23 protein-coding genes are annotated in these 26794 nt (G+C 37.4%); 11 read left to right on the forward strand and 12 right to left on the reverse strand.

Annotation, left to right across the window (positions count from 1 at the left end; all coding sequences use genetic code 11):
* Positions 1–4: 4 nt before the first annotated feature.
* On the forward strand, positions 5–1129 hold the full coding sequence (locus EL165_RS02090) for a ferredoxin--NADP reductase (protein WP_002979831.1): 1125 nt from the start codon (positions 5–7) through the stop codon (positions 1127–1129).
* Positions 1126–1743 carry a SanA/YdcF family protein gene (locus tag EL165_RS02095; protein ID WP_002979829.1) on the forward strand — a complete coding sequence of 206 codons (618 nt, stop codon included), beginning with the start codon at positions 1126–1128 and terminating at the stop codon, positions 1741–1743. Before EL165_RS02090 ends, EL165_RS02095 begins: the two co-directional genes overlap by 4 nt.
* On the opposite strand, the gene tamL is transcribed toward EL165_RS02095, so the two are convergent.
* Positions 1740–4349 carry a translocation and assembly module lipoprotein TamL gene (tamL, locus tag EL165_RS02100; protein WP_002979828.1) on the reverse strand — a complete coding sequence of 870 codons (2610 nt, stop codon included), beginning with the start codon at positions 4347–4349 and terminating at the stop codon, positions 1740–1742. The genes EL165_RS02095 and tamL overlap by 4 nt on opposite strands.
* Between tamL and EL165_RS02105 the strand changes: the two genes are divergently transcribed.
* Positions 4335–5060, forward strand: a complete 726-nt coding sequence (locus EL165_RS02105) for a TrmH family RNA methyltransferase (protein WP_002979827.1) — start codon at positions 4335–4337, stop codon at positions 5058–5060. The genes tamL and EL165_RS02105 overlap by 15 nt on opposite strands.
* 73 nt (positions 5061–5133) lie before the next feature.
* On the opposite strand, the gene EL165_RS02110 is transcribed toward EL165_RS02105, so the two are convergent.
* The 5 genes from EL165_RS02110 to porQ all read right to left on the reverse strand — a co-directional run bounded on the left by EL165_RS02110 (position 5134) and on the right by porQ (position 8222).
* Entirely contained in the window at positions 5134–5634 is a 501-nt protein-coding gene (locus EL165_RS02110; RefSeq protein WP_002979826.1) for a hypothetical protein, read from the reverse strand.
* Positions 5635–5637: 3 nt separating this feature from the next.
* Positions 5638–5946, reverse strand: coding sequence for a phage holin family protein (locus EL165_RS02115; RefSeq protein WP_002979825.1), 309 nt, complete (start codon positions 5944–5946; stop codon positions 5638–5640).
* A 79-nt stretch (positions 5947–6025) separates the two neighbouring features.
* On the reverse strand, positions 6026–6376 hold the full coding sequence (locus EL165_RS02120) for a YtxH domain-containing protein (RefSeq protein WP_002979824.1): 351 nt from the start codon (positions 6374–6376) through the stop codon (positions 6026–6028).
* Between the two features lie 95 nt (positions 6377–6471).
* Complete coding sequence (gene cmk / locus EL165_RS02125; protein ID WP_002979823.1) at positions 6472–7146, reverse strand: (d)CMP kinase; 675 nt, start codon at positions 7144–7146, stop codon at positions 6472–6474.
* Positions 7147–7229: 83 nt separating this feature from the next.
* Positions 7230–8222: a type IX secretion system protein PorQ gene (gene porQ / locus EL165_RS02130; RefSeq protein WP_002979822.1), complete on the reverse strand. Its 993-nt coding sequence runs from the start codon at positions 8220–8222 to the stop codon at positions 7230–7232.
* 167 nt (positions 8223–8389) lie between these two features.
* On the opposite strand from porQ, the gene pyrH reads away from it, so the two are divergent.
* Positions 8390–9097, forward strand: coding sequence for a UMP kinase (gene pyrH / locus EL165_RS02135; protein ID WP_002979821.1), 708 nt, complete (start codon positions 8390–8392; stop codon positions 9095–9097).
* Between the two features lie 88 nt (positions 9098–9185).
* Here pyrH and EL165_RS02140 read toward each other — a convergent pair whose 3' ends face one another.
* Positions 9186–10544, reverse strand: coding sequence for a lipase family protein (locus EL165_RS02140; protein WP_002979820.1), 1359 nt, complete (start codon positions 10542–10544; stop codon positions 9186–9188).
* Positions 10545–10892: 348 nt separating this feature from the next.
* Here EL165_RS02140 and EL165_RS02145 point away from each other — a divergent pair, with 348 nt between their 5' ends.
* From EL165_RS02145 to EL165_RS02155, 3 genes are all read left to right on the forward strand, one after another.
* The gene (locus EL165_RS02145; protein ID WP_002979819.1) at positions 10893–11540 is read left to right on the forward strand and encodes a hypothetical protein; all 648 of its coding nucleotides are present in this window, start codon (positions 10893–10895) and stop codon (positions 11538–11540) included.
* A gap of 294 nt (positions 11541–11834) precedes the next feature.
* A complete protein-coding gene (gene frr / locus EL165_RS02150; protein ID WP_002979817.1) occupies positions 11835–12389 on the forward strand; it encodes a ribosome recycling factor in 555 nt (184 codons plus the stop codon).
* A 209-nt stretch (positions 12390–12598) separates the two neighbouring features.
* Positions 12599–13660 carry a 3-oxoacyl-ACP synthase III family protein gene (locus EL165_RS02155; protein ID WP_002979816.1) on the forward strand — a complete coding sequence of 354 codons (1062 nt, stop codon included), beginning with the start codon at positions 12599–12601 and terminating at the stop codon, positions 13658–13660.
* 49 nt (positions 13661–13709) lie between these two features.
* Here EL165_RS02155 and EL165_RS02160 read toward each other — a convergent pair whose 3' ends face one another.
* From EL165_RS02160 to EL165_RS02180, 5 genes are all read right to left on the reverse strand, one after another.
* Positions 13710–14498, reverse strand: coding sequence for a hypothetical protein (locus EL165_RS02160; protein ID WP_002979815.1), 789 nt, complete (start codon positions 14496–14498; stop codon positions 13710–13712).
* Positions 14499–14627: 129 nt separating this feature from the next.
* Positions 14628–16085 carry an LptF/LptG family permease gene (locus EL165_RS02165; RefSeq protein ID WP_002979814.1) on the reverse strand — a complete coding sequence of 486 codons (1458 nt, stop codon included), beginning with the start codon at positions 16083–16085 and terminating at the stop codon, positions 14628–14630.
* Positions 16086–16205: 120 nt separating this feature from the next.
* The gene (gene lolA1, locus EL165_RS02170; protein WP_002979813.1) at positions 16206–16853 is read right to left on the reverse strand and encodes an outer membrane lipoprotein periplasmic chaperone LolA1; all 648 of its coding nucleotides are present in this window, start codon (positions 16851–16853) and stop codon (positions 16206–16208) included.
* 145 nt (positions 16854–16998) lie between these two features.
* Complete coding sequence (locus tag EL165_RS02175; protein ID WP_002979812.1) at positions 16999–17460, reverse strand: hypothetical protein; 462 nt, start codon at positions 17458–17460, stop codon at positions 16999–17001.
* Between the two features lie 93 nt (positions 17461–17553).
* The gene (locus EL165_RS02180) at positions 17554–20148 is read right to left on the reverse strand and encodes an FtsK/SpoIIIE family DNA translocase (protein ID WP_002979811.1); all 2595 of its coding nucleotides are present in this window, start codon (positions 20146–20148) and stop codon (positions 17554–17556) included.
* A 373-nt stretch (positions 20149–20521) separates the two neighbouring features.
* Here EL165_RS02180 and EL165_RS02185 point away from each other — a divergent pair, with 373 nt between their 5' ends.
* From EL165_RS02185 to EL165_RS02200, 4 genes are all read left to right on the forward strand, one after another.
* Positions 20522–21160 (forward strand): cysteine hydrolase family protein, encoded by a 639-nt coding sequence (locus tag EL165_RS02185; protein ID WP_002979810.1) that lies wholly within the window; start codon positions 20522–20524, stop codon positions 21158–21160.
* Positions 21161–21422: 262 nt separating this feature from the next.
* On the forward strand, positions 21423–22001 hold the full coding sequence (locus tag EL165_RS02190; protein WP_002979809.1) for a Crp/Fnr family transcriptional regulator: 579 nt from the start codon (positions 21423–21425) through the stop codon (positions 21999–22001).
* Between the two features lie 100 nt (positions 22002–22101).
* Positions 22102–23181 carry an alpha/beta hydrolase gene (locus EL165_RS02195; RefSeq protein WP_041461499.1) on the forward strand — a complete coding sequence of 360 codons (1080 nt, stop codon included), beginning with the start codon at positions 22102–22104 and terminating at the stop codon, positions 23179–23181.
* A gap of 213 nt (positions 23182–23394) precedes the next feature.
* Positions 23395–26664 (forward strand): cytochrome c biogenesis protein CcsA, encoded by a 3270-nt coding sequence (locus tag EL165_RS02200; protein ID WP_002979807.1) that lies wholly within the window; start codon positions 23395–23397, stop codon positions 26662–26664.
* Positions 26665–26794 lie beyond the last annotated feature (130 nt).

Consider the following 26794-nt stretch of genomic DNA (forward strand, 5'->3'; position numbering starts at 1 on the left):
AGTTATGGAACAACAAATCTATAAAGGGAAACTGATACAGTTTCATCCGTTAAAAATAGCGAAAAAGGAACAGCTGACCAAAAATACTTTTTCTCTGGAGTTTGATATTCCAGAGAATGTAAAGGAAAATTTCAGATTTGAAGCAGGGCAGTATGTCAGTATAAGATTTCAGTCACATGGGAAAGAGGTTATTAATGATTATTCAATGACTTCAGCACCTTATGAAGGAAAAATAAGCCTGGGAATAAAGATCAACTCTTCTGAAGGAGCTACATCCCAGTTGTTTCAAAACTACAATATGGGTGACATTCTATGGGTAAGTGAGCCGGCGGGAAGATTTACACTGGTCTCCAAGCCAAGCGAATTCAGAACTATTGTTGCTTTTGCAGCAGGAATCGGGATTACTCCTATTTTAAGCCACTTTAAAAATATCCTACACAACGAGCCCAGAACCCGTTTGTTTTTATTCTTTGGAAATAAAAGTTCGGATGATCTTGTGTATCGCGATCAATTGGATAACCTTGCCAGAACATGTGGCGACAGGCTTCAGATTTTTTACTTTTTTTCACAGGAGAAAATTGATGATCAGTTTTTTTATGGCCGGCTGGATGAGAAGAAACTGAATCTTATTATTAATCAGATTCTCCATTTGGATGATACTGATGAAGAATCTACCATCTGGGATGCGGTAGACGAGGTATTGATCTGCGGAAAAGGAGAAATGATCAAAACCCTGGCTAATGCATGCTATCATCATGGCATTCCGAAAAAGAACATTCATTTTGAGCTTTTTGAAGAATTCAATGATGATATTTATCCCGTAGAAAAAGAATTTCCTCTTATTGAAAATATAGAAGTTGAATTTACCATGCTGGGAAAAAAATATACAACCCAGCTTCCTGATAACAAGGATAAAATTCTTCAACAACTTCTGATTCAGAAATTCCCGGTACCTTATTCCTGCAAGTCGGGAATATGTGGCAGTTGTGAATGCTCTTTGGAAGAGGGAGAAGTGGAACTTCTGGAGAATGAGTATCTTACCGAAAAAGAGGAAGCGCAGGGACATATTTTAGCTTGCATGTCTATTGTGAAAAGTAAAAAAATAAAGCTTAACTTTGATCTTAGTTGAGAGTTATTAAGAACATATTTAACCTTGGGTTTATATCACTGGAATTAGGGATTCTGATGATATGCCTGTGTAATGCGTGGGTTTTCGGGCTTACCAACGGGAGAACCTATACCAAAATCTCAAAAATACCACCCAGAGAAATCGCTTTGGTGCTGGGAACATCTCCTAAAATGAGATCAGGAAAATCCAATCCTTATTTTACCAAAAGAATGGACGCTGCAGCACTTCTTTATCATCACGGAAAAATCAAAAAGATTATAGTGAGCGGGGAGAAGAGCAAAGGGTACAATGAGCCGGGAGCTATGAGAAATTATCTGGTGAATCAGGAAGGTGTTCCGGAAGATATTATTGTAGAAGATCCGAAAGGATTCAATACCTATAAAAGTATTCTGCGCTGTAAGGATGTTTATAAAAAGAAAAATGTCATCATTGTATCTCAGGGATATCATAACCTCAGAGCATTGTTTTTTGCCAGAAATAATGATATGAATGCTTTGGGATTTGATGCGCAGGATGTCACAAAACCTGAAAGCTTTTACAGAAATCAGGCGAGGGAAATCCTCGCCCGTGTGATTGCTGTTGTGTATTTTATTTTAGGTGTTTCTCCGGATTAGAAAGGATACCCGAACGCAATATTAACTGTTGGTTTGAAAGGCTGGATGTATTTGATTCTCCAGCGGTCACCTTCAGGTTTATTCGGATCATAGATCTTGTAGGCAAGGTCGATTCTTGCAGTAACATAAGCAATGTTTAACCTTAATCCGAACCCGCTTCCGATACCTACCTGTTTCCAGAATTTACTGAATTTAAACTCATCACCATACCCGTCATTGTAGTTACGAAGACTCCAGGTATTCCCGATATCCGTAAATAAAGCCCCTTCATAAGTCTTATTAAACGGAATTCTGTATTCAATATTAGTCGTCAGCTTTAAGTTGTCCGTCATATAGGTACGAACTCTTTCATCCACCTGAGAATCTGCAGGACCCAATCCTCCGAAGGCTACCCAAGCTCTGATATCATTGGAACCTCCGTTGAAATATGATTTGATAATAGGCATATCCTGGGAGTTTCCGTATGGTATTCCTACTCCGATAAACTGGCGAAGAACTAATGTCTGGTTCCCGTTAAATCTGAAATATTTCCTTGTGTCAATATCAAATTTCACAAACTGCGCATATGGCAGTCCGAAAATAGTTCTTTGCGGACCGGTAACCACACCTCCGCTGTTGTCTTTTTTATTGAATATGCTTAAGATATTACCCGCAAGTTCAACTTTCCCGTTGAAATAAAATGCATTTGGATATTCTTTTTTTCCGATTTCACTATAAACAAAGTTATAGATCATGGAAGAAATAAGGACATCCTGTGTCTGCCTGTCTTTATTGACCAAAGTTCCTCTGAAGGCTGTCAGCAGATCTGTGCCCTGCTGGTTAAGACTTGCACGGTAAGCTTCATTATCGATAATCTGTTTGGAAACTTCATCTACACTCAGTTTTCCATCTTTGTAATCCTGGCCGACCTGTGCTGTTTCCGCATTGAACATGAAATAATTCCCGAAAACTTCATCTTTTACCCTTCCGTCATTCACAAAATAATCGTAGTAGGCATCTTTATTCTTTGTAAGGCTGACCTGAGTATTAAATAACGTAAGCTTATGATATACCTGGTCATTTACACTTGCCTGATAATTAAGCCCTGTATTGAAAATTAACCTTCCCAGACCAATATTATTCTGGATTGATGCTCCAAGCAAAATAGAAGATGTTGGAGTATATCGTTTCGGAATCAGTTTGTAATAATTAAACGGCAGCAGCAGTCTCGGGAAATTCAATGAAGCCTGTGTTGATATTTCATACGCAGCCACTCTTTTGCTGATATCCTTCGTACTTCTTATTGATCCGAACGTTCCGGAAAGGCTGGTAGAAAGGTTTTCCGCACCTCTGAAAACATTTCGTGTGGTAAGGTCAACAGAAGGAGAGATCCCCAGATTCAGCACCTGGGAATAATTAATATCTGTTCCCACTTTCAACTCATATTTAGGAAGTGGTTTCAGTACATATAAAAGATCAACAATGCTGTCGTTAGGTGAGGACATTCCACCTTGTCTCAGAGAGTCTCTTGCTTTAACGATACTAAAGTTGTTCATCGCCAAAAGATTTCTTTTGGTGACATCCAGTTTAGATTGGTCAAAGACTTTTTTACTGTCCGGAATAATAGCTCTCCAAATGGATGAAATTTTATATTTATCATTCACCGTATGGAATCTTATTCTCCTTAAGCTGTCTTTTTTTGTATTTTTAGGATAATCACCGGGTTCATCCACAATGGCAACATCAATATTCCCAAAAGTAGCAATCTTATAGGGGGTATCCAGCGAGTCTTTATGAATTTCCATTGTTAAAGGAACCTGTTTCCTGCTTTTAAGAGAATCCGCTACAAAATAAACTTCGTCATTGGAAGCATTGAATCGATAATACCCAAACTCCCTCATCATATCGGTAATTCTTGTTACTTCTTTTTCAAGAACTGTCTGGTCAAGAATTTGTCCGGATCTTATAAGACTTTTGTTCAGGAAAGACTTGTAGTATCCTTTGATCCCCTGATCCGGGATATTGTAGTAATAATCCTTGATGCGTGTAGGATCATTATGTCTGACAAAATAATTAACAGATGCTTTTTTAGATGCGGAGTCCAAATTATGCTTGAATTTTACATCTGCATCCCAATATCCTCTGTAGGTAAGTCTTTTCTTAATAGATTCAGCACTTTTTTCACTTCTGCCCTGATCAAGAATGACAGGCGGTGTTCCCCAATTGTGCAGTAAACGGTCGAAAAGAAGGCTTTTTCCAACGCTGCTTTTCATATTATATTTAAGGAATAAAGAGTCTCTCAGTTTCTGATTTCTCATCTCACCGGGATAGGTCATATATTCATTAAGTATAGTGTCGTATTTCGGATCAGCCATATTGTACAGAAGGAGACTCAATGGCATAAAAAGGAATTGCTTTTTATTGGGCTTCTGCTGAATGTAGTCCTTGAGCTCCTCATCGAAAAACACTTTCTTATCTTCGAACTCTAAAGTGTTCTTGGTAAGCAGGTATTCGCCATCAGGAACTTTTTTCGTAGTACTACAAGCATAAAGGAGACCAACAAATGTTGCAAATGAGATAATTTTATAATATTTTTGAGGAGAATTCTTATAATGCTTACAGCTCATACAATAAAAGTTTTACAATCTTTAGATAAAAAGAAGTTCAGACAAAAATACAATTTGTTTTTGGTTGAAGGTAATAAAATCATTTGTGAACTTTTTAATTCTAACTTTAAAGTTAAAGAAATATTGTCAACCGATCCACAAAAATTGGACCGTACTGATATCCCTGTTACCCATATCTCTGAAAATGAATTAAAAAAAATCAGTTTTCTCAAAACTCCAAAAGATTCCGTTGCGGTATGTTATCTTGCTGAGGAAAAAAAACTGGAAGATAAGAATATACAGCTGGTTTTGGACGGTATACAGGATCCGGGAAATTTAGGAACCATCATACGTCTGGCAGACTGGTTTGGGATTGAGCAGGTTATCTGCAGTGAAGATACGGTAGACGTATACAACCCGAAAGTAATTCAGGCAACCATGGGTTCTTTTACCAGGGTGAATGTGGTATATACTGATCTTGTGGAATATCTTTCCAAAACAGAAAATGTAAACATCGGAACAGATATGGAAGGGGAGAATATCTATACTTTTGAGAAACCTGAGAAAATCAACCTGATCTTAGGAAACGAAGGAAACGGAATGAGACCGGAAACAGAGAAGCTTTTGCAGAAAAGTATCAGTATTCCAAGATTTGGAAAATCCCAGTCTACAGAAAGCCTGAATGTATCTATGGCTGCAGGGATTATTTTAGGACAGCTGTTTTCGAAATAAAAACAGGAAACCAGAGGTTAGAAACTCGTGTACATCACTTCCTGAGTATTTTCTAACCTCTGGTTTCTAGCGTCTATATAAGCTGTTCCATACTTGAAACACTTTTATTTTTCTGATAGACCTCAATCTTTTTTCTGACATATTTCAGTGCTATTGGAGCTAGATAAATCAGAACTGCGCCAATCAGTTTTTTCTTCCAGTTGGAGCTTTTCATATTTTTTTTGGCATAGTTTCCTACGATAGCAGTAACTCCCAGCTTAACAAGGCTGTCTGTAATGTTTCCTCCTTTGAACGCGGAGCTTGCAATTCCTACAGCTGTATTTTTGCTGATCAAAAGGTCTTTTACCTCTGAAGTAAGCTGCTTGGCAATGACATCCTTTCTGAGAACTACTTTTTCATCACCGTCTTCATCTATTTTTTCCTGAAGATACTGGTCGCTTAAGCCATTGGTAAATGCACTCAGGCTTTCCTTCGTATTTTTGAAGGTAAGAAGATTTTCCAGATCACTTATTTCACTTTGAAGCAGTTTTTTCTTTCTTCTTAATTCTTCTATGCTCTCGTATTTTCTGCCCATAGTTTAATGATTTAAAAATTTAATAACCTGATCTGCAACCGTGTTGACAATTTTACCTTTGAATGCAACAACAAATGCCATTACCAAAGCATAAAACCCTGCAACAATTAAGAATCCGTAAGAGTAATTATCCAGTGCTTTCCCGATAAGGAAGGCGATTCCAAAATTGAAAAGGATAATAAAAAAAGCAAAAGCAACAAGCAGTACTACAAAGTAAGTAATGAGCCCGGCAGACAGAGACGACTTTTCAGTGGCTTCAATTTTCAGAAGATCTATTCTCTTGGAGGCGTATTCTTTAATAGTTTCTATCATTGTTTTTTTTTAAAGTTACAAAAAAAGGAACTTTCGCACAAAAGTTCCTTCCCGTAATTTACTTAAAAAGATAAATTACTTATTTTTTTAGGTCATTCAGTTCTGCTTCCACATCTTTTGCCAGATCTGCAGTTTTGGAAACAATCTGATCCTTGTATTTATCATATCCGTCTTTCACAGTATGTGCTACGCTGCTAGCAGTTTCCTTGAAAGTAGAAGAAATATTGCTGTACTGGTCCTTTACTTTTTCAGAAACCTCTCCATATTTATTTTTCGCCTGATCTTTTAGATCATTAGCCTTAGTTTTAATTTTTTTTCTGGTTTCTTTACCTTCTTCCGGTGCGTATAACATTCCTAAGATTACACCTGCCGCAGCACCTGCAAGAAGTCCTGCCAATATACCTGCTGTATTATTTCCTTTTCTAGACATTTTAAGTTTTTTAATAATTAATAATAGATTAGTTTTTACAGTAATAAAACTTACAATTTGTATACCAAAGGAGGCTTTAAGCCTATTAAAAATTGTTAAATCTTTTTGATGTGAGATAAAATAAGGGCTATGGTTTCGTCCTTGGTCAGTTCAGAATTATCTATAACAATGGCGTCTTCAGCCTGCTTCAATGGGGCTATCTCACGCTCACTGTCGATCTTGTCGCGTTCTATAAGGTTTTGTTTTACCTGTTCTTTATCAGCTTCTATGCCCAGGCCTTTCAGCTCCAGAAATCTTCTGTTGGTTCTTTCGTCAATGCTGGCAGTAAGAAAGAATTTATAGTCCGCATTTGGCAGAACTACTGTCCCTATGTCACGTCCGTCCATAATAACACCTCCTTTTTCTGCCAAAGTGCGCTGTGACTGTAGCAAGAAGTCTCTTACTTCTTTTTGTTTGGCCACAAGGCTTACATTATCGGATACGATGTTGGTACGGATTTCTTTGGAGATATCAGAATCATTAAGAAAAAGAATCAGTGTGCCGCCGTTGTTTTTAAATTCAAGTTTGATCCGGTCAAAAGAAGAGAACAGTGTATTCAGATCAATTTCACCGTTTTCATTCACACAATGCTGCAAAGCATACCAGGTAACTCCTCTGTAAAGCGCTCCTGTATCCATATGAATAAGTCCCAGTTGATCAGCAATGATTTTAGAGATAGAACTTTTTCCGGTAGACGAGTACCCATCGATAGCAATTACAGGTTTTTTCATACTGCAAATTTCAAGATTTTTTCTTAAAAATCAAGAAGAAGTAAGAAATTTTCGGAATAATTAAGAAATTTCGGGCCTGAAGATTATTCTCCTCTGTGGCTGGAAAGGTCCATGGAAATTCCTATCTGATTGACATTTGAAGAGTTGTGATATCTAACGTGCGCATAATCTATACGGAATCTGGACACTTTAACTCCAAATCCTGCAGAAAGCCCTGAAAAGTTTCTCTGATCTGCCACCGCCAGCTCATTTCCTCTTTTTACATTATATCCCAGTCTGATATTGAAGTTCTTTTCCGGGAACAATTCTGCTCCCAATGAAAAGTGATCGGCAATCTTTCTTCCGGTACCCACTTTCTGCCCGTCCAGATTTTCTTCTGAAGAAATATCAAACTTTTGCAGGTCATGTGCGGTAATAGTGATGGCAAGAGGGAAATTCTTGATGGTTTTGGTGTATCCCAGATCTATTCTGAAAGGAAGGTTTTCTCTTGTTCCATTGAAAGATTTCAGCTGAAAGCCAAAGTTTCTCATCACCAATGAAACCACTTCTTTGTTCTTTTTATTATGATAGGTAACTCCCGCTGTTCCGGAGATGGCGGAAGAAGTATAATTATCAATTTTTGAGGTAATAAAATTAAGTCCTCCACCAATAGTCCAGTCTTCTTCAAACTGGTAGGCATAGCCTGCACCAATGGCTACATCAGAAGCCTTAAATTCTCCGTTTTCGAAACCGCTTTCATCCGTTCTCGGAATACTTCCATAGCTCATATACCTTGCATTGATGGTCGCCATATGGCCATTTTCAAAGTCTTTGGCATAAGCAATCGTTCCGTATTTCGAATCGGCAAGGTATGCCGTTGCATTTACAGAAAGCTGTTTATCAGAATCTTTATTTAACAGGGCAGGGTTTGCAATAGCAAAGGAAACATCATAATCTCTTACTGAAATTGCATCACCGCCCAGGGCAGCTTGTCTTGCAGATACAGGTACATTTAAGAACGGATAAACATTTGTTCCTGTTTGCGCATAAGAAACAATTCCTGATAGAAATAATGAAAAAATGATAATTTTCTTCAATTCAATTTATAATTAATGCAAAAATAATCCTTTTTCGTACTTTTCAAAATATTTCTTACATTATTTCTATTTAAATATTTTTCTTTTATCAACATTTTTAATGATTATATTTGCAAAATCAAATTCCTGGGAAACCAGTACTAATAAAAAGTTATTAAAAATAAAAGATGAAATATAAAAGAATCCTTCTGAAACTGAGCGGTGAGGCCTTAATGGGAAACAGACAATACGGTATTGACAATGAAAGACTGCAGGAGTATGCTGCAGAGATCAAAAAAGTAGTTGACAAGGGATGTGAAGTGGCGATCGTAATCGGAGGAGGAAATATTTTCCGCGGTGTTGCAGGAGCAGCAAAAGGAATGGACAGGGTACAGGGAGATTATATGGGAATGCTGGCTACTGTAATCAACGGAATGGCTTTACAGGGAGCACTGGAAGATGCAGGAATCAAAACAAGACTTCAGTCTGCGATCGAAATGGATAAAGTAGCGGAACCTTTCATCAAAAGAAGAGCAGTAAGACACCTTGAAAAAGGAAGAGTAGTAATCTTCGGTGCAGGAACAGGAAACCCTTATTTTACAACTGATACGGCTGCTACGTTAAGAGCTATCGAAATCGGTGCTGATGTGATCCTGAAAGGAACAAGAGTAGACGGAATCTACGACAGTGATCCTGAAAAGAATGCAGATGCTGTAAAATACAATTCATTATCTTTTGATGAAGTGTTTGAGAAAAACCTTAAAGTAATGGATATGACTGCATTTACTTTGAGTCACGAAAATAAATTGCCAATCATTGTATTCGATATGAATAAAGATGGAAATTTAGAAAAAATTGTAGATGGTGAAAATGTAGGTACTCTTGTTGATTTATAATCAACCTGTATCAATACGATAATATAAAAAACACCTGTCATGGCGACTTAGCTTTGACAGGTGTTTTTGATTTAAGCTATAATTCTAATTATTCATTCACTTCAACGTTCTGTTGAGTGATTCCCTGGGTCGCCGCATAACGAAGAGAAATCCAGCCGATGATCTGATTGATTATTTTCATAATCATCTCAAATTTTGTAACAGCAGTTACTCCCGGTACCAGCTTCACCTGCTGAGGCTGAGGTAATGGCTGCTGCAGAATAAGTCCGTTTACCTGAGGATAACCAGGACCAAAGGAAGGGATGCCCGAGTACATATCTACGTGCTGCAAAAATAACTGGTACATATAATCATACAAAGACTGGGGTGGTGTATTGATGCTGACACCAGGCCCATCCGAGTTCTGAAGTTTACCCGGAAGTGACTGGTTTTGTATCCTTGTATAGGTTACACCTGACACGGAAGCATCAGCAAGGGCAATATTCTGCAAAGTTTCTAATGTAAAGGCAGTAAGCCTGTCAGGAGATTGGCCATATATCGTTGCAATCTCTTCCAGATCTGCTGCCGGCCAGGCATGTGGTACCACATCCAGATCGTTCCAGTGCATGGTGTTCCAGCTCTGATAATCTCCTGTCTGAGCCTGCCATCCGGCAGGTAAAGGTGGAAATGTAGTATTGAACAGGCTGGCAAACGCTGTCTCACCCGGAGTAGGTCCGGCAGTAGGATATACCAGTGTTACCCCGAAAGCATCAAGATCTTTATTTTCTTTCAGATAGAGGGCAAGGGTAGGTGATAATGCTCCTGCAAGGCTGTGTCCGCAAAAAATAATGGCTGTATCAGGATCCGGATTTAAACCGGCAAGAAACTGCTGGAGTGTGGTATTAGGTGATGCGGCCGTATCCGGGCTTATAAGTCCGAGGAGTATACCTACACCGGTAGCGGTTCCTTTTGAAATATAGGGATCAGTTCCATTATACGATGATGGTGTAAAATTGGAAGGATCATACGTTGTCCAGTTGACCACCTCCGATACTGAAAAATCTTCCGTTTCCCAGTCGTAAAGGGAGGATGGATTGGTAGCTGCGATAGCCACAACGTAGACAGGCACTGCAGGCCCTCCCGGAAATGCGACTGTGTCACATTGAGCTACATACAAAGCATTATCTGCAACCCCTGTAGGTTTGTCATTTTCGTCGGTTTCTTCAATCAGAGCTGGGCCCCAGACAAGATTCCAGTCTCCCAATACCGGAGTAACTGAAGGATCAGCTGTTGAGGGGGTAGTCTGATTCATTATTTTAACAGGAGGAACATTGTTGAAATAAAAAGATAGGTCATACTGAAGCTGTTGCTGCAATTCGGTGCCGGTACCATTGTAGCCCCCGGCACGGTTGGCAAGACCTGACATTGCAAAAACCTGTTGGTATGCGTCTAAAGATGGATTTGTCATGATGTGATAGGTTTAAATTAGTTTATAATCATTAAATATTGTCTTCTTCAAGACTCTCTGTTGATCATGGAGGTATCAATGGTAGAGCCTCCTTAATCATCTTTTAAAAGGCATAGTAAAGGAAGTTAGAAAAAATGATATCTCACAGAGTAGAAATAACCGAAATGTTCTATAGGTATTTATACCCGGATTCTTTGTTTAAAATGAAAACAAACTCTGAAATGAGAAAATAGTAAGTGCATATCTGAAAAATTAAGCCAGCTTTCTTTGAGAAAATATGCATAAACGTGTGGTATTTTGTAGATTCAATAATTTTTCTATCTTTGAGACTCAACTAAACTAATAACTATGAAAAAATTACTTCTGCTAGCAAGCAGTGTATTGCTATTTTCTTGCTCAACAAATGAAGAAATAGAAAAGCACGAAAAATCTACACTTTCTGAAACAAAAATTCAAGCTTTTAAAAAAGCTTCCGAAAAAGGTTCATCTGGTGATCCTGTTACTTTTAAATGTGGTTCAACCAGCTACATTAATCCCATCAACGTAAATCCGAACTATCCGTACATCAATAATTACGAGGTATTGTATAAGGAAGGAACTCCAATGTGGGGAAGAAACCAAATATATCTTGATAAATTTGTTGCAGAGGCTTTATTTCCGTCTGCAAATGGTCCATTTCCCACTCTAGGTCCGACAATCTACTATGGATATAATGCATACGGGGATTTCCTGAGCGATCCCACTCCTTATGATAATAATGCGGAGTATTCGTACGGGCAAGATGCTGATAATGCTTCATTCTACGGAGATATTTTCCCTTATAATGCACCAATGACGAATGATGCCGCTAATACTGTCTATCATCATTTTAAAACTTACATTGACCAATGGACATCTCAAGGTAAGCATGTGGTAGCAGTACACATTTTTACTGAAAGCTATCTCTGTATACCTGCCGCAAAAGGAATAAGAATAAGATTGAAATTTAGTAATTAAATATCTTCTTCTTTAATACTAATAATAGCCTTCTCTTTGAGAGGGCTTTTGTTATAAAGTAATTGCTATAATAAAATAATTTTATATACCGTCATTTTTAAAAATATCAACGTTTTCCAAAATACAGAATGCTGTCTTACCAAAATATCGAAAACAATCATTATTTTTGCAGCACTGAATAGTAAAAAATCATTAAAAGTAATGAGAAACATTGATGTTTACAGCGTTTTTTGGGCTTTAATGAGTATTCAGACTGATTAATAGATGTGTAATTTATCAAACTATACTATAATAATGGAAGAATTAGATCTTATATTAGAATCTGTAAAACAAGACATGGATGCAGCTGTAAAGCACCTTGATCACGCATTTCAAAGAATCAGAGCGGGACGTGCTTCTACAACAATGGTTCAGGATGTAATGGTAGAATATTACGGGGCTATGACTCCTATCAACCAGGTTGCGAATGTTTCTATTCCGGATGCCATGACTATCTCTATTCAACCTTGGGACAGAACTGCAATCAATGCGATTGAAAAAGCGATCATCAATTCCAACTTAGGTTTTGCACCTTCCAACAACGGAGAAAATATCATCCTTAACGTTCCGCCTTTAACAGAGGAAAGAAGAAAAGAGCTTGCAAAGCAGGCAAAAGCTGAAGCAGAACAAACTAAAGTTACAGTAAGAAACGCAAGACAGGACGGTTTGAAAGAACTTAAAAAACTGGATGGAGTTTCTGAAGACGTTATCAAAGGTGTGGAAGAAGAAATCCAGACGTATACAGATAAATATGTTAAGCTTTGCGATGAGCATCTTAAGACAAAAGAAGCTGAAATTATGAAAGTATAATTTTCAGTTTTGAAAATAAAATAATAAGAGAGGTTTCCGAAAGGAAGCCTCTTTTTTCTTGCTGTATTCCTTATTTGCTGTTCTTTTTCATTTTTTATAATGCAATACATTCTTGTTTCATACGATATTGATGAATATTTACGTTCATTCATTATATTTAATAAATAATCCTGAGATATGATTAAAAAACAGGTAACAAACTTACTATAATGATGACAAAAATTATCGGGGTAGGAAACTACATCCCATCGGAAACCATAACCAATTTATTTTTTGATAAACATATTTTTCTTAATGAAGAAGGAGTCGTATTAAAAGAGAATAATGCTTCCATTACGGATAAGCTGAAGAAGATTACGGGGATTGAAGAAAGAAGATATGCCGACAATACACAGGTTACTTCTGATCTTGGATATATTGCCGCAAAGAAGGCTATAGAAAATTCAGAAATTGATCCGGAAACTTTAGACTATATTATCTTTGCCCACAACTTTGGAGATGTCCGCTTTGGAACGGTTCAGTCGGATATGGTACCCAGCCTTGCAGCAAGGGTAAAACATTTGTTGGGAATCAGAAATAATTTCTGCGTAGCTTATGATGTCCTTTTCGGATGTCCGGGTTGGATTGAAGGAGTGATACAGGCCCATGCATTTATCAGATCCGGAATGGCAAAAAGGTGTCTTGTAATTGGAGCAGAAACCCTTTCGCGCGTGGTAGATATTCATGACAGGGACAGCATGATCTATGCTGACGGGGCAGGAGCAGCCGTTCTGGAAGTCAATAATGATGATGACTCCGGTATTAAAGCTCACTTATCCGCTTCCTATACATTGGAAGAAAAAGATTATCTGTATTTTGGAAAATCTTACAACAACGAAAGATGTCCTGATACCCGGTACATCAAAATGGATGGCAGAAAAATCTACGAATTTGCCCTGGTAAATGTTCCGGATGCCATGAAAAAATGTCTTGATAACAGTGGATATTCCATCGAGCAATTGAATAAAATTATTATCCATCAGGCGAATGAAAAAATGGATGAAGCCATCGTTAACCGATTTTACCAGTTATATGGAAAGCCGGTTCCGGAAAACATCATGCCTATGGTGATCCATAAACTTGGAAACAGCAGTGTGGCTACGATTCCTTCTTTACTGACAATGATTCTGCAGGATGAGCTGGAACATCATAAGATCAGCAAAGGTGATATCGTATTATTTGCGTCTGTAGGGGCTGGAATGAACATTAATGCTTTTGTTTATCAGTTTTAAAATTAAGAGGCTGCCTCCTGTTAGGAGACAGCCTTTTTTATTTTAGTATTTATTTACAGTTTTCGTTATAATCATAAACAACTTCATTGATGATTGAAAGTTTATCTACTGTAGCATTGCTGATTTCATCCCGGATAAATTTCCCAAAACCGGACCTTTTCTTTTCTTCATTTTTCAGGGAACCATATTCTCCTTTTGCTATTTTGGCTTTTACATAAGGACAATCTGCCAGGATAATTTTGGCCTTTGCCGGAGTCAGTTCTTCTACTTTTCCTCCTTTTTTTGAAAATATATAATTAGGATTCTCTCTTAACCGGTCTGTTTCTGCCTGAGAGATAGCCTGTGTGCTGTTTGCGGAAAGAGCAGTAGGATAGCCGTAAAGTTTATACACCGTGATTTTCCCTTCCGTTACCACTTCTGCAAACTGTTCCGTTCTTGAAAGGTTATTGATCGCCTTAAAGCCTGCAGCGAGCCCTGTTGAGCTTTCGGAACTGTTTAAAGCTTCTCTCATATTGGAGTATTTTACAGATTTAAAAACCCTGGGTGTATCACCTTCATAGAGCATATATTCCTTGATATCGTCAGTATCATAAGTTTTAAACTTAATCCTGTTTTTTACTTTATCAATATCAGCAATGGGAGCAAATTTTACTTTTAACTGATTTTGCCACGGGCTGGAGTAGCCGCCATGCAGATGCACAACCCCTTCAATTTTTTTTCCGGCTTTATTGATGATGTATCCGTATTTTTCACCGTTGTAGGTACCGTTCTCTTCATCCTGGGCATAAGCATTTAGAGACACAAGGCTGAATAAGCCAATAAGTAGTAATTTCTTCATGGTTCTGTTTTAAGTTTCCACAAATATAATTTTTTTATATTCAAAATAATACGAAACGGAATATGTTTACAGCAATCAACAAAAAGCTCCGGAATTTCTCCGGAGCCTTTTATTATATTGATATCATCATTACTGATACCTCTGATGTTCTTTACTTTTTGTAAACCTTTTGGTGATCGGTTTGAATAATGCTTTGTACTTTTCTGCATCAAACAATTGCGAATCTGTAAGCGCTTTATACGTCATCCACACTCCGAAGGGAAGAAGGATCAGGTTAGGAAGCCAGGCGGCAAGATAAGGATTCATTTTTCCGCTCCATGACATGTTTTCCACGCCAACATTCATTACATAAAAAATAATGAAAATAACAATAGCAATAATTACCGGAAGTCCCATTCCACCTTTTCTGATGATAGACCCTAAACTCGATCCGATCAGGAAGAAGATAATACAGGTTACCGAATAGGCAACGATTCTTTGCTGATAAATAACCACTTTACTGAAGTATTTTACATTGGAACTGTACTCATTCTTTTTAGATTCCAGCGTAGACTTAAGATTATCCAGCCTGTTGTAGGAATTATAAATGATTTCAAGTTTTTTTTCACCTTTTACCGTATCCAGCTTGATCTGGGTTTTAGGAGCTACCTTATGTTTATTACCTTTATCCATATAGGTAATAACAGAATTGGTCTGATTAAGGACTTCAGAGCCTATATTATCAAAGAACTGCTTATTGTCTTTCTTGGTTTTGGTAATCGTTCCGTCGAGCTGGTTGTACGTCTGGAAACGGTAGTCATCCGTAATCTGTTCCTTTTCGATGGCTTTATTGATGATTTCACTGATGTCGAAATGGGAAACCAGTGTGTCAAACTTAATGGCCTGGTCGGGCTGTTTCTGTCTTACATTATCTCCTTTTCCGGCAAAAGCGTCTTCAAATACATATCCGTTATACAGCACAAGCTTTAGGTAATTCTTATTAGCGGCAGGAACAAATTTTCCTTTTTCCGCAACAACGGATTGCTGGTTTTCATAAGCGTTGGCTTTTTTATGAACAAAAACCCCTTCAATATTTTCCCCGTTTTCCCCGTATATTTTGTCAAACTTTACCATATAGCCGGGAATCTGGTCGATAAACTGTCCCGGAGTAAAGTTGATGGCCGGTTTTGTCTGGGCAATATTGAAAAGCATATTTTTAGCTTTCTTCTGAAAATCCGGGATGATATTATTGGAAAAGAAAAACAGCATAATAGCAAGCGCTGTTGAAATTCCCAGAAGGGGAGTCATTACTCTGGTCAAAGGAATTCCTGCCGCTTTCATTGCCGCAAGCTCATAACGTTCTCCAAATTCACCGAAAGACATAATACTCGCCAGGAGGATAGTAAGCGGAAGAACCATACTGATAACGTTCACCCCAAGATAAAAAAGAAGTTTGAGGATCTGCCAGTAGCTTAATCCTTTTCCCATAAACTGCCCCAACTGAACCCAGATAATGTTTACAATAAAAATGAAAAACAATACGCTGAATATAAAGAAAAACGGTCCAAAGAAGGTTTTTATGATATATCGGTCTAGTATTTTTAACATGCGCCAAAATTAATCAAAAAGCCACAAAGTTTACTTGTGGCTTTTTATATTTTGTTATTTTTTTTAAACTAAATCGCAAAAAAACAAATTTGCGGATAAGCAGTTTTGCCTTTTACCTTTCTAAAGTTCTGTTATAATGTAGTTTTTGAATTTATTCTTATCAAAAACAAACATATTAGGATCCAGCTCCTGGTTTTCTTTGTATTCTTTAATAGCGATTACTGCAACATCTTTGTTGGTTCCATGCTGTTCAAGTTTTACCATTTGCTTCTTTACTGAATCTACAAAAAGATAAACATACTTTATACCGTTTGTTTTTACCGGGGTCAGCTTGATAAAGTCAGCATTAACGCCGTTTACCATTTTCTTACCGTTGTAGGTTACATTATAATCGTTCCTGTAGGTGGTAAGATAATTGATAGGGGAGAACATGGTACTGCTTCCGTTAGGTTTGGCAATGGTTACTTCCATATCATCAGCGTTGATGTTGTAAATTTTGCTTCCGTCGAAGATCTGTTCTGTATCCATGATCTTCAGTTTGTACTTTTCTCCGGCAACATAATAAATACCGGGTTCTGTTTTTGTCACCTGTCCGTTAAGACCGCTTCCAAAAGAAAATTTGAAGTAAGAATTCTTTTTAGAATTATAGTTGGCTGTAATATCATCCAATATCTTTTTAGCTTTAGCATCAATCTTCTGAGCATTGGCCATACCTACTGCACCTACAACAAAACTTCCCAATATAACTTTTGAAATAATATTTTTCATTTTCTTAATTTAATAATCGTTAGATTTTCTTTAATTCTCAAGGTTAAAACGATGTGTTTTTCCTTTAACTACGCAGATCTTCCAAAAACTGTTCCAAAATCCACCTTTCAATGCCGGATACTGTATGACAGATATTGTTTACAGATTACCTTATCTCCGGTCTTTCAATGTACTGATCAAATTTTTCAGGGAGCATATTGGTGACAGTTAATTTATTGGAAGTAATCGTTGGTTCAATTTTAATTACTTTAGTGTTTTCATTAATCTCAACCGGATGCTTACTTCTCATATTCACCATATCTATATGAAGAACTGTAAACTCATGTTTTCCTTTTGCTAAATCAACAATAACATATTCTTTGGGCCTTATCTGTCCTAATGATTTGCCGTCAAGTCCGATATTCAATCTTGCTGTGTTATCCATTTTATGGAGAATTCCGGCGCCATTATAAATAAGGACTTTACCATTTCCCAGAGTGTTATTATCAATAACATCCAGTTTCACAGAAGCATAATCACTGGGAACAGTCCTTAAGGCGCATGAAGATAATGTTAATGTACATGCAAAAAGACTCAATGTAATAGTTTGTTTTAGGGTAATTTTCATGGTAATAGTTTGAATTGAATTTTTTATATCCCGGTACCCAGTCAGGAGTATCCGGGATTAATCTTTGTATTGATGATTGTTATAATATAATGATTAGTTTCGTAAATCTTCAAGGAACTGCTCCAAAGAATGTAGATCACTGATCAGCACCTCTCTCGCTTTAGCCCCATTGAATCCTCCCACAATACCGCTTGCTTCCAGTTGATCCATAATTCTTCCGGCTCTGTTGTAACCAAGCTTCAACTGTCTCTGAAGCATTGATGTAGACCCTTGTTGTGTAGAAACAATAATTCTTGCAGCTTCTTCAAACAGGGCGTCTTTTTCATTTGGATCAAAAGCGCCTACTGAACTTGTTGAATCTTCAGAAACATATTCAGGAAGTAATAACGCTGAGGCATAGCCTTTCTGTTCTCCGATAAATTCTGCCAGTCTTTCCACTTCCGGAGTATCTACAAAAGCACACTGAAGTCTTAAGATTTCGTTTCCGTTGAAATAAAGCATATCTCCTTTACCAATCAGCTGATCCGCTCCCGGAGAGTCAAGAATCGTTCTGGAGTCTACGCTGGAGATTACCCTGAAGGCAGCTCTTGCCGGAAAGTTAGCCTTGATCATACCTGTAATAACGTTTACAGAAGGTCTTTGCGTGGCAACGATAAGGTGAATACCTACGGCTCTGGCAAGCTGTGCAAGTCTGGCAATCGGTAATTCAACTTCTTTTCCTGCGGTCATAATAAGATCGGCAAACTCATCCACTACCAGTACAATATAAGGTAAGTAACGGTGCCCGTTTTCAGGATTTAATTTTCTTTCTGCAAATTTCTTATTGTATTCTTTCAGGTTTTTACAGAAAGCATTTTTAAGAAGGTCATATCGGGTATCCATTTCAATACACAGAGAGTTCAGGGTATTGATTACTTTATTGGTATCTGTGATAATTGCTTCTTCCGCATCAGGAAGTTTGGCCAGGTAATGTCTTTCAATTTTTGAATATAATGAAAGTTCCACCTTTTTAGGATCCACCATTACGAACTTCAGTTCACTTGGATGCTTTTTATAAAGAAGGGAAGTCAGGATGGCATTAATCCCTACAGATTTACCCTGACCCGTAGCTCCCGCCATCAGTAAGTGTGGCATTTTTGAAAGGTCAGCCATGAAAATTTCATTGGAAATGGTCTTCCCGAAAACCACCGGAAGATCCATATCTGTATTCTGAAACTTCTGGGAAGCAATTACAGAACGCATAGAAACCATTGTAGGATTTTTTCTTGGCACTTCAATACCGATTGTCCCTTTTCCGGGCATTGGAGCAATGATTCTGATTCCTAATGCAGAAAGGTTCAATGCAATATCATCCTGCAGTTTTTTAATCGCTGCCACTCTGATTCCTGCTTCCGGAACAATTTCGTATAAGGTAACAGTAGGACCGATTGTTGCTTTGATCTCTGCAATTCCAACGTTGAAATTCTTCAGAAGTCCAACGATTTTATTTTTATTTTCTTCTAATTCTTCTTTATTGATGGAGATCTCTTCATTACCATAATCTTTCAGCAGATCTACAGGTGGCATCTGGAAATTGGCCAGATCCAGCTTATGGTCATATAAACCATGCTTTTCTACCAGATCCTGGGATTTTTTTTCGGAATCATCCAGAATATCAATAACAGGAGCTACTTCTACGTTAAACTTAATATCTTCCTTCACCTGAGAACCTGTGATAACAGCAGATGGAGCAGAAGGTCTGATGTCAAATGCCTCCTCCGGAGTTGATACAGGAACAACTGGTTTTGTAGACAGGTTTAAACTTACCGGCTCAGAAGTACTGCCCGGATTCGTATCAAAAGTATCAAAAGAAGTATGATTTGGAGTGGTAATGGTTTCTATATCTGACGAAACGGGAACTTCAGGAAATCCTTTCGGAACACTTACCGGCTCCGGTTCCTTTTTTACATTCATTGAAGTATTGGAAGTGTTATTGGTAACATCACTTACTGTAACACGGGGAGCAGCTTCTTTTTCTTCTTCTGTTTCCTCTGCTTCTTCTTTCAGTTCCTCATCCGCTTCGAAATCTTCATTAGAGTCCGGCATCATAGATTTTACTTTTCCAATCGTATTTTCATTAATTTTATTCAGTTTCGCTTTGATTGAACTAGGACGAAGATTAAATTCAAGGATAAAATATAACAGGATACTTGCTGCCAGTACGGTCCAAAGACCTACAGAGCCAATGATGGAATTAAGATAATCCATAATCTGATATCCATAGACGCCACCTAAAACACCCTGACCTTTCGTAAGTGCTCCCATAAAAATAGGAAGCCAGCAGATAAAAAACAGAGAGTGGCCAATGGTTTTCCATGGCTTGAATATTTTCTTCTTAAGAATCAGTGTTCCTACTACAAGCAGCAAAAATGCGATGATAAATGAGGCTATACCAATACTTTCAAAAATGAAAATATTACCAAGCCAGTCACCCACCTTACCAAAGATATTGGAAGATTTTATACTCTTGTCCAGCATAGTCCCTGCCTGGCTTTGATCTGCTTTCCAGTTCATCAGGTAAGAGATGAATGAGAAGGCAAGAACAGCAGATAAAAGTATAAAGGTAAGCCCGAAAAAAATACGTGGCTTAGATAAAATTCTGCCTTTTTCAGGCATTTCAGTCGGTTTTTTTTGTGTCTTTTTATCCATAATATCAATGTCGCAAATTTAATGTTTTATTCAACATTAAATGAATCTTTTTTATCCAAAAAACATTTGGGTAATCCAGCTTTTATAAAGGGTATTTAAAATTTTTACTCGAAAATTATTTTATGTTTTACTATGATAAAATAAGGTTATTTTTTTTGCTTATCCAAATCTGATACCGTTAAATACTATTAATTAATTATAATTCGTTTTTCTTTAAAAAAGATAATAAAATTTTCGATCTAAATGAATATAGCTGAAAAAAATAACAATATTGAATATCTGGTTGATAATATAATATGCAATCGTGTTTTTTGAACTAGTTCAAAGGCCAGCAGCTGAGGCCTGAGTAATTTTGTCTCATAAGATTTCATATATGAAAAACAAATTCAAAATTATTCTGACCTTAGGTCTGATATTAATTTCAATGATTACAATGAACGCACAACAACAAAAAATGGAAAACACAGCATTATTAATTATCGATGTACAGAATGATTATTTCCCGGGAGGAAAAATGACCCTGGAAAAGTCTGAACAGGCTGCAGAAAATATCCGGAAAGTATTAGATTATTTCAGAGAAAATCATCTTCCTGTTATTCATATCCGGCATATCTCTACCAATGACGGGGCGACTTTTTTCCTTCCGGATACAGATGGGGTTAAAATCAATAATCGGGTTTTACCGCAGGAGAATGAAAAAATAATTACCAAACATTTTCCCAACAGCTTCAGGGAAACTGACCTTCTGAACTATCTTCAGTCAAAGAAAATTAAAAGTCTTGTAATTACAGGAATGATGACAGATGTCTGTGTGGAATCTACTACCAGAGCGGCTTTTGATTTCGGATTCACTAATACCGTTATTGGTGATGCCACTGCAACCAGAAATCGTGAACTGAATGGGGAAGTACTAAAGGCTGAAGAAGTTCAAAGGTCCTTCATGGCGGGGATATCTGCTCTTGGAAATCTTTATGCCCGAGTAATAAATGCAAAAGAATTTTTAAATAAATAGGCTTAAAAGTGAGCATGTTTGGATACGCAAAGGCGCAAAATGATATTAAAAATTTTGCTATAAGGCGCAAGGATTTTATCTCCGATAAAATTTAAAAACAAGTCATCTTGCTGAAAATCTTCGATTTTCTTGCGTCTTAAAATAAACAATATGTATGATAAAACTTTGCGCCTTAGCGTTTACCTAACAAAAATGATTTAACATAACTTTATCAATAAAGGTGTCAATAATTTTGATACCTTTATTTTGCTTAAATAATTCCATGTCCGATTTACTTTTTAGAAATATCAGTCAATACATCAATCTTTCAGAAGAGGATTTTCAGCAGTTTGTAAAGCCTTTTGAACTCAAAATGTTTAAAAAGAAAGAGGTTGTTCTCAAAGAAGGTGATTACTGCCTTTTTGAGGGTTTTGTACTGAGTGGCTGCTTTAAAATCTATTATCTTAATGAAAACGGTTTTGAGCAAACCTTATATTTTGCTGTTGAAGGCTGGTGGATTACAGATATTGACAGTCTTATCAATAATGTTCCCAGTATTCTGAATATTGAAGCTCTTGAAGACAGTGAAGTGCTGATGATTTCCAAAAAAGAGAAAGAAAATCTATACGAAACAATGCCAAACACAGAAAAGCTTTTCAGAATTATGAATCAGAAATCTTCGGTAGCACTGCAAAGGAGAATTCTTTCTTTAACAGGAAAAACAGCTGATAAAAGATATCTTGAATTTCTTGGAAAGTATCCGGGACTGGAACAGAGAATTACCCAGCAGCAGGTTGCTTCGTATCTGGGAATTACCCATGAGTTTTTAAGTAAAATAAGAAAGAAAATTTCAAGTCAATGAATTGAATATGAATATTTTTTATTTTTGAAATAAAAAAATACCATGAGAACTTTAGTATTGCCATGTCTGCTTTGTTTTTCGAGTATGTTTTCTCAATCTTATGAAAGTTTTATGCAGGATGGATGCCTCCAAAAAATTAAAAGCAAAGGAGTATTGTGCTGCACTTTCAGATTTTAAAAACGCTTTTGGTCTGCAGGCAAAAGTTGGAGTGTATGAATATGTAAGTGGTGCTTCAGCGGCCGCCAATTGCAGTGATACAAAAACAGCAGTAGAGTGGTTAAAAAAAAGTTATGATCTTGGATTAGGAAAAAACCGTGATGAAATAATCTATCTGAAAACCAATGAAAGATTTAAAAATCTTACTTCTGATACGGAATTTCAGCAGATTATAACAGGTATGGAAAATAAACTGGCTCAAAAGGAAGAGGATAAAAGAAAAGAAGCAGAGCTGTGGAACCAGGAGATTATCCGTAATCAGATTACAGAAAATAAACCCTTCAATCAGCCTTCACCCGGGTTTGCCTTGTATTTTACTGAAACTGGAGGTATGAAAATTCCATATATTGTTTTCGTTCCCAAGAGTTATAAAGCTTCTGCAAAAACAAGAGTGATCTTTTACCTTCATGGAGGAGTAAATTCACTGAATGATTTTTACTATAAAAATACTGACGTCAAAGCAGAACCCATTTTTTCAGTAGGGGAAAATTTTAATGCCATTATTGTTTATCCTTTTGCTAAAAAAGATTTTGGATGGGTTGACCAGAAGAAGGCATTTGAGAATATATTTACAATTGTACATGATATTGAGAAAAAATACAATGTAGACCGGAATAAAATATACCTTGGAGGAATGTCTAACGGTGGAACTGCCACCTTCTGGTTTGCATCACAGAAAAAGACACCTTTCCGGGCTTTTTATGCTTTTGCTCCCAACCCTGTATTGAATATCGGGGATGTTTCATTTGAGAATATCACAAAAAAGCATCCGTTGTATACTGTGAATGCAAAAGATGATGGTGTTTTCAGCTATGAAAATGTCTTTAAAATTTATAATCAAAATAAATCCAGGGCAACAGGATGGACATTTAAAACCCTGGAGAAAGGATCTCATGCTTTCATTTATAATCCGGAGATCAATAAAGAATTGTTAACACATTTCTTTTCAGAAGTTTTAAAATAAAGATGAATTTTAAATAGAATACTTCGATTACCCGGATAGGTAATATGAATCTGAATTCTGAGGTTTTTAAAAATTGAATTTTCCTTAATATTTTCAAGCTTATTAAGAACGTTTCAAAATAAGCAAAACCAAGGCCAAAGTGACAAAAAACAGCTTTTTTTAAGCTCTTTATGGTTTATCATGCTTATTTTTGCATGTCAAGTACAATAAATCATGAAGAAGCTCCAAGATATTCTTATCTCAACCAGGACAATGGCTGTATTGTTGCTGGTGTACGCATTTGCGATGGCTTATGCAACGTTCTTAGAAAACGACTACGGAACTCCTACAGCAAAAGCATTAATTTATGAGGCCAAGTGGTTCGAACTGATCATGGTCCTGCTTATTCTTAACTTCATAGGAAATATCGGAAGATACAGACTTTGGAAAAAGGATAAATGGCCGGTTCTTGTTTTCCACCTTGCCTTTGTTTTCATTTTTATCGGTGGTGCTATCACAAGATACATCAGTTTCGAAGGAACAATGCATATCAGAGAGGGTGAAACCTCCAACGAAATTGTAACGGATAAAAATTTCTTTAAAATCCAGATTGAGGAAAAAGGAGATGTTCTTAACTATCAGGATGTTCCTTATCTGATGTCGCCGTTACACAAAGATTTCCAGGCAACCTATGACTTCCACGGAAAAGAAGTGAAAGTGTTTGCCAAGGAATACATTCAGAGAAAAAAAGACAGCCTTGTTGCTGAGCCAAATGGTGCTGAGTATCTTCATCTGGTTTCTACCGGAAACACCGGAAGACAGAATATTTATATCAAACCGGGAGAAACAAAATCGATCAACGGAACCTTGGTGACTTTCAACAGAGCGATTGACGGAGCTGTTGAATTCAAAAATGAAGGTGGAAAATTATTCATCAAAACGCCTGTAGACGCAAGCTATATGACCATGGCTACCCAGGCAACTGGAACTACTGTAAAAGATGAATTCCAGCCGCTGGCATTAAGAAGTTTATATACGATCAATGAGCTGAAGCTTGTAGTTCCTGAAGGCCTTAAAAAAGGAAGGCTAATGGCGATTGAAGGGGACAGAAAAAAAGATGCAAACGTACCGGATATGCTTCAGGTTGAGCTTCAGGGACCGAAAACAAAACAGCTGGTAGATCTTTCTGTTGAAAAAGGAAACCCGAATGCCTACAAGCAGGTGACGATGGATGGCTTAAACATTATGGTAGGTTTCGGACCTAAAATATACAACACTCCTTTCGCCTTGAAACTGGATGACTTCGTAATGGAAACCTATCCGGGAAGTTCTTCGCCAAGTGCTTATGAAAGCCACGTGAAGATCATAGATGAAGGAAAAGAAACGCCTTATAAAATCTATATGAATCACGTTCTTAACCATAAAGGATACCGTTTCTTCCAGTCAAGCTTTGACCCGGACAGAATGGGAACTGTTCTTTCTGTAAACCACGATTACTGGGGAACTTTGATTTCTTATATCGGATACGGACTTTTATTCCTTGGAATGTTTGTTATTTTCTTCTGGAAAGGAACTCATTTCTGGAAACTAAATAAAATGCTTGCTGATGTTAATAAAAAGAAAGCAGCAGGTGTGCTTTTGTTGTTCTTAAGCTTAGGATTAAATGCTCAGAAAATTGAAACTCATGGAACAACTGATGGTAGCAGAGAACACATCCATGTAGAAGGTGATAACCATACTCATGCTCCGGCTCCGTCTGCCCAGCCTCTTGATGGTGCCGCTCCGAAACAAAACTCTCTGGCAACTCCAATGGGGAAAATGAGAATGATTTCCCCGGATGAGATTATTGCAAGAAACAAAATCAGTAAAGAACATGCTGATAAATTCGGATATCTTCTGGTACAGAATTATGAAGGAAGAATTGTTCCGATCAATACAGAGGCTATAGATATTTTAAGAAAACTATACAAAAAAGACGAATTTAAAGGAACAGACGGGAAGTATCTTACTGCCAACCAATGGTTCCTTTCCATCAATACAGACACCCCAAGCTGGACAATGGTTCCGATTATTAAAGTAGGAACTAAAGGAGGTGATGAGCTGAAGAATAAAACAAAAGCGGATGAAGATGGTTATACTTCTCTGATGAATCTTTTCCCTGCGGATGCAAACGGTAATCTTACCTACATTCTTGAACATGATTACAACACCGCATTCCGTAAGAAACCGGCTGAACAAACGAATTACGATAAAGAAGTAATTGCTGTAAACGAAAGAGTACAGATCTTCAATGAGTTCTTCAGCGGTCAGTTTATGAGAATTGTTCCTGTGAAAAATGATGCGAATCATACATGGCACTCGTGGCTGGATCAGAAATTTGAACCGGATATGGAATCTCAGCAGGTAATGGGGCCATACTTTGCGGAAGCTCTTACAGCACAAAAAACCGGAGACTGGAGCAAAGCAGATGCGGAATTGAAAAAGCTTTCAGACTATCAGCAGAAATGGGGTAAAGCAGTAGTTCCTGCAAAATCCAAGGTTGATCTTGAAGTATTCATGAATAAAGTAGATATTAACTTCAAATTGTTGATCTTCTACACGCTTGTCGGAGGACTTCTTCTGATCTTAGGATTTGTTGAATTATTCAAATCAAATAAAGTATTAAACAAAGTAATTAAAGTAATCATTGCGATTGGTTTAATCGGATATCTGTGCCATTTCTTAGGACTTGTGGCAAGATGGTATATCTCAGGACACGCTCCATGGAGTAACGGGTATGAAGCGATTATCTTTATCTCCTGGGTAGGGATCACGGCAGGTTTAATTCTGTACAGAAATGCCAATGCATTGATTCCTGCAGCCGGATTCATGGTAGCGGTTATCATGATGGGATTTGCACACGGAGGTTCAGCACTTGATCCGCAGATTACACCGCTTGTTCCGGTATTGAAGTCTTACTGGCTGATTGTTCACGTAGCAATTATTACCTCCAGTTACGGATTCTTTGCACTGTCGATGATTATTGCTGTAATCTCTTTGGTGTTCTATATTATTTCAAATAAAGAAACTTATAAAATTCACCACGATACAACATTAAAGGAATTGGTCATTGTTTCTGAAATGTCATTGACAATCGGATTGTTTGCACTAACGGTAGGTAACTTCTTGGGAGGAATCTGGGCAAACGAATCATGGGGTAGATACTGGAGCTGGGACCCGAAAGAAACTTGGGCTTTCATTTCCATCATGGTATATGCGTTTGTATTGCACATGAGATTGGTACCGGGATTGAGAAGCAGATGGGCGTTCCACGTAGCAACGATGTTTGCATTCTGCTCAATGGTAATGACGTATTTCGGAGTAAATTACTACCTGAGCGGACTTCACTCATACGCAGCAGGGGATCCGGTACCGGTACCGGCATGGGTATACATCGGAATCTCAACAATGATTATTTTATCGGCTGTTTCTTACTGGAAGTTTAAAACTTTAACAAAGAAATAAAGATCTGAACATAAAATTTAAAATCCCGGAATTCGTTTTCCGGGATTTTTTTTGTTCATAATGTTCCCTGTTTTAAGATGATTAGTTATAAACGCTAAGTTCGCAATAGCATGTATTGGGATGAAATATC

The sequence above is a fragment of the Chryseobacterium gleum genome, assembly GCF_900636535.1.
Lineage (GTDB): Bacteria > Bacteroidota > Bacteroidia > Flavobacteriales > Weeksellaceae > Chryseobacterium > Chryseobacterium gleum.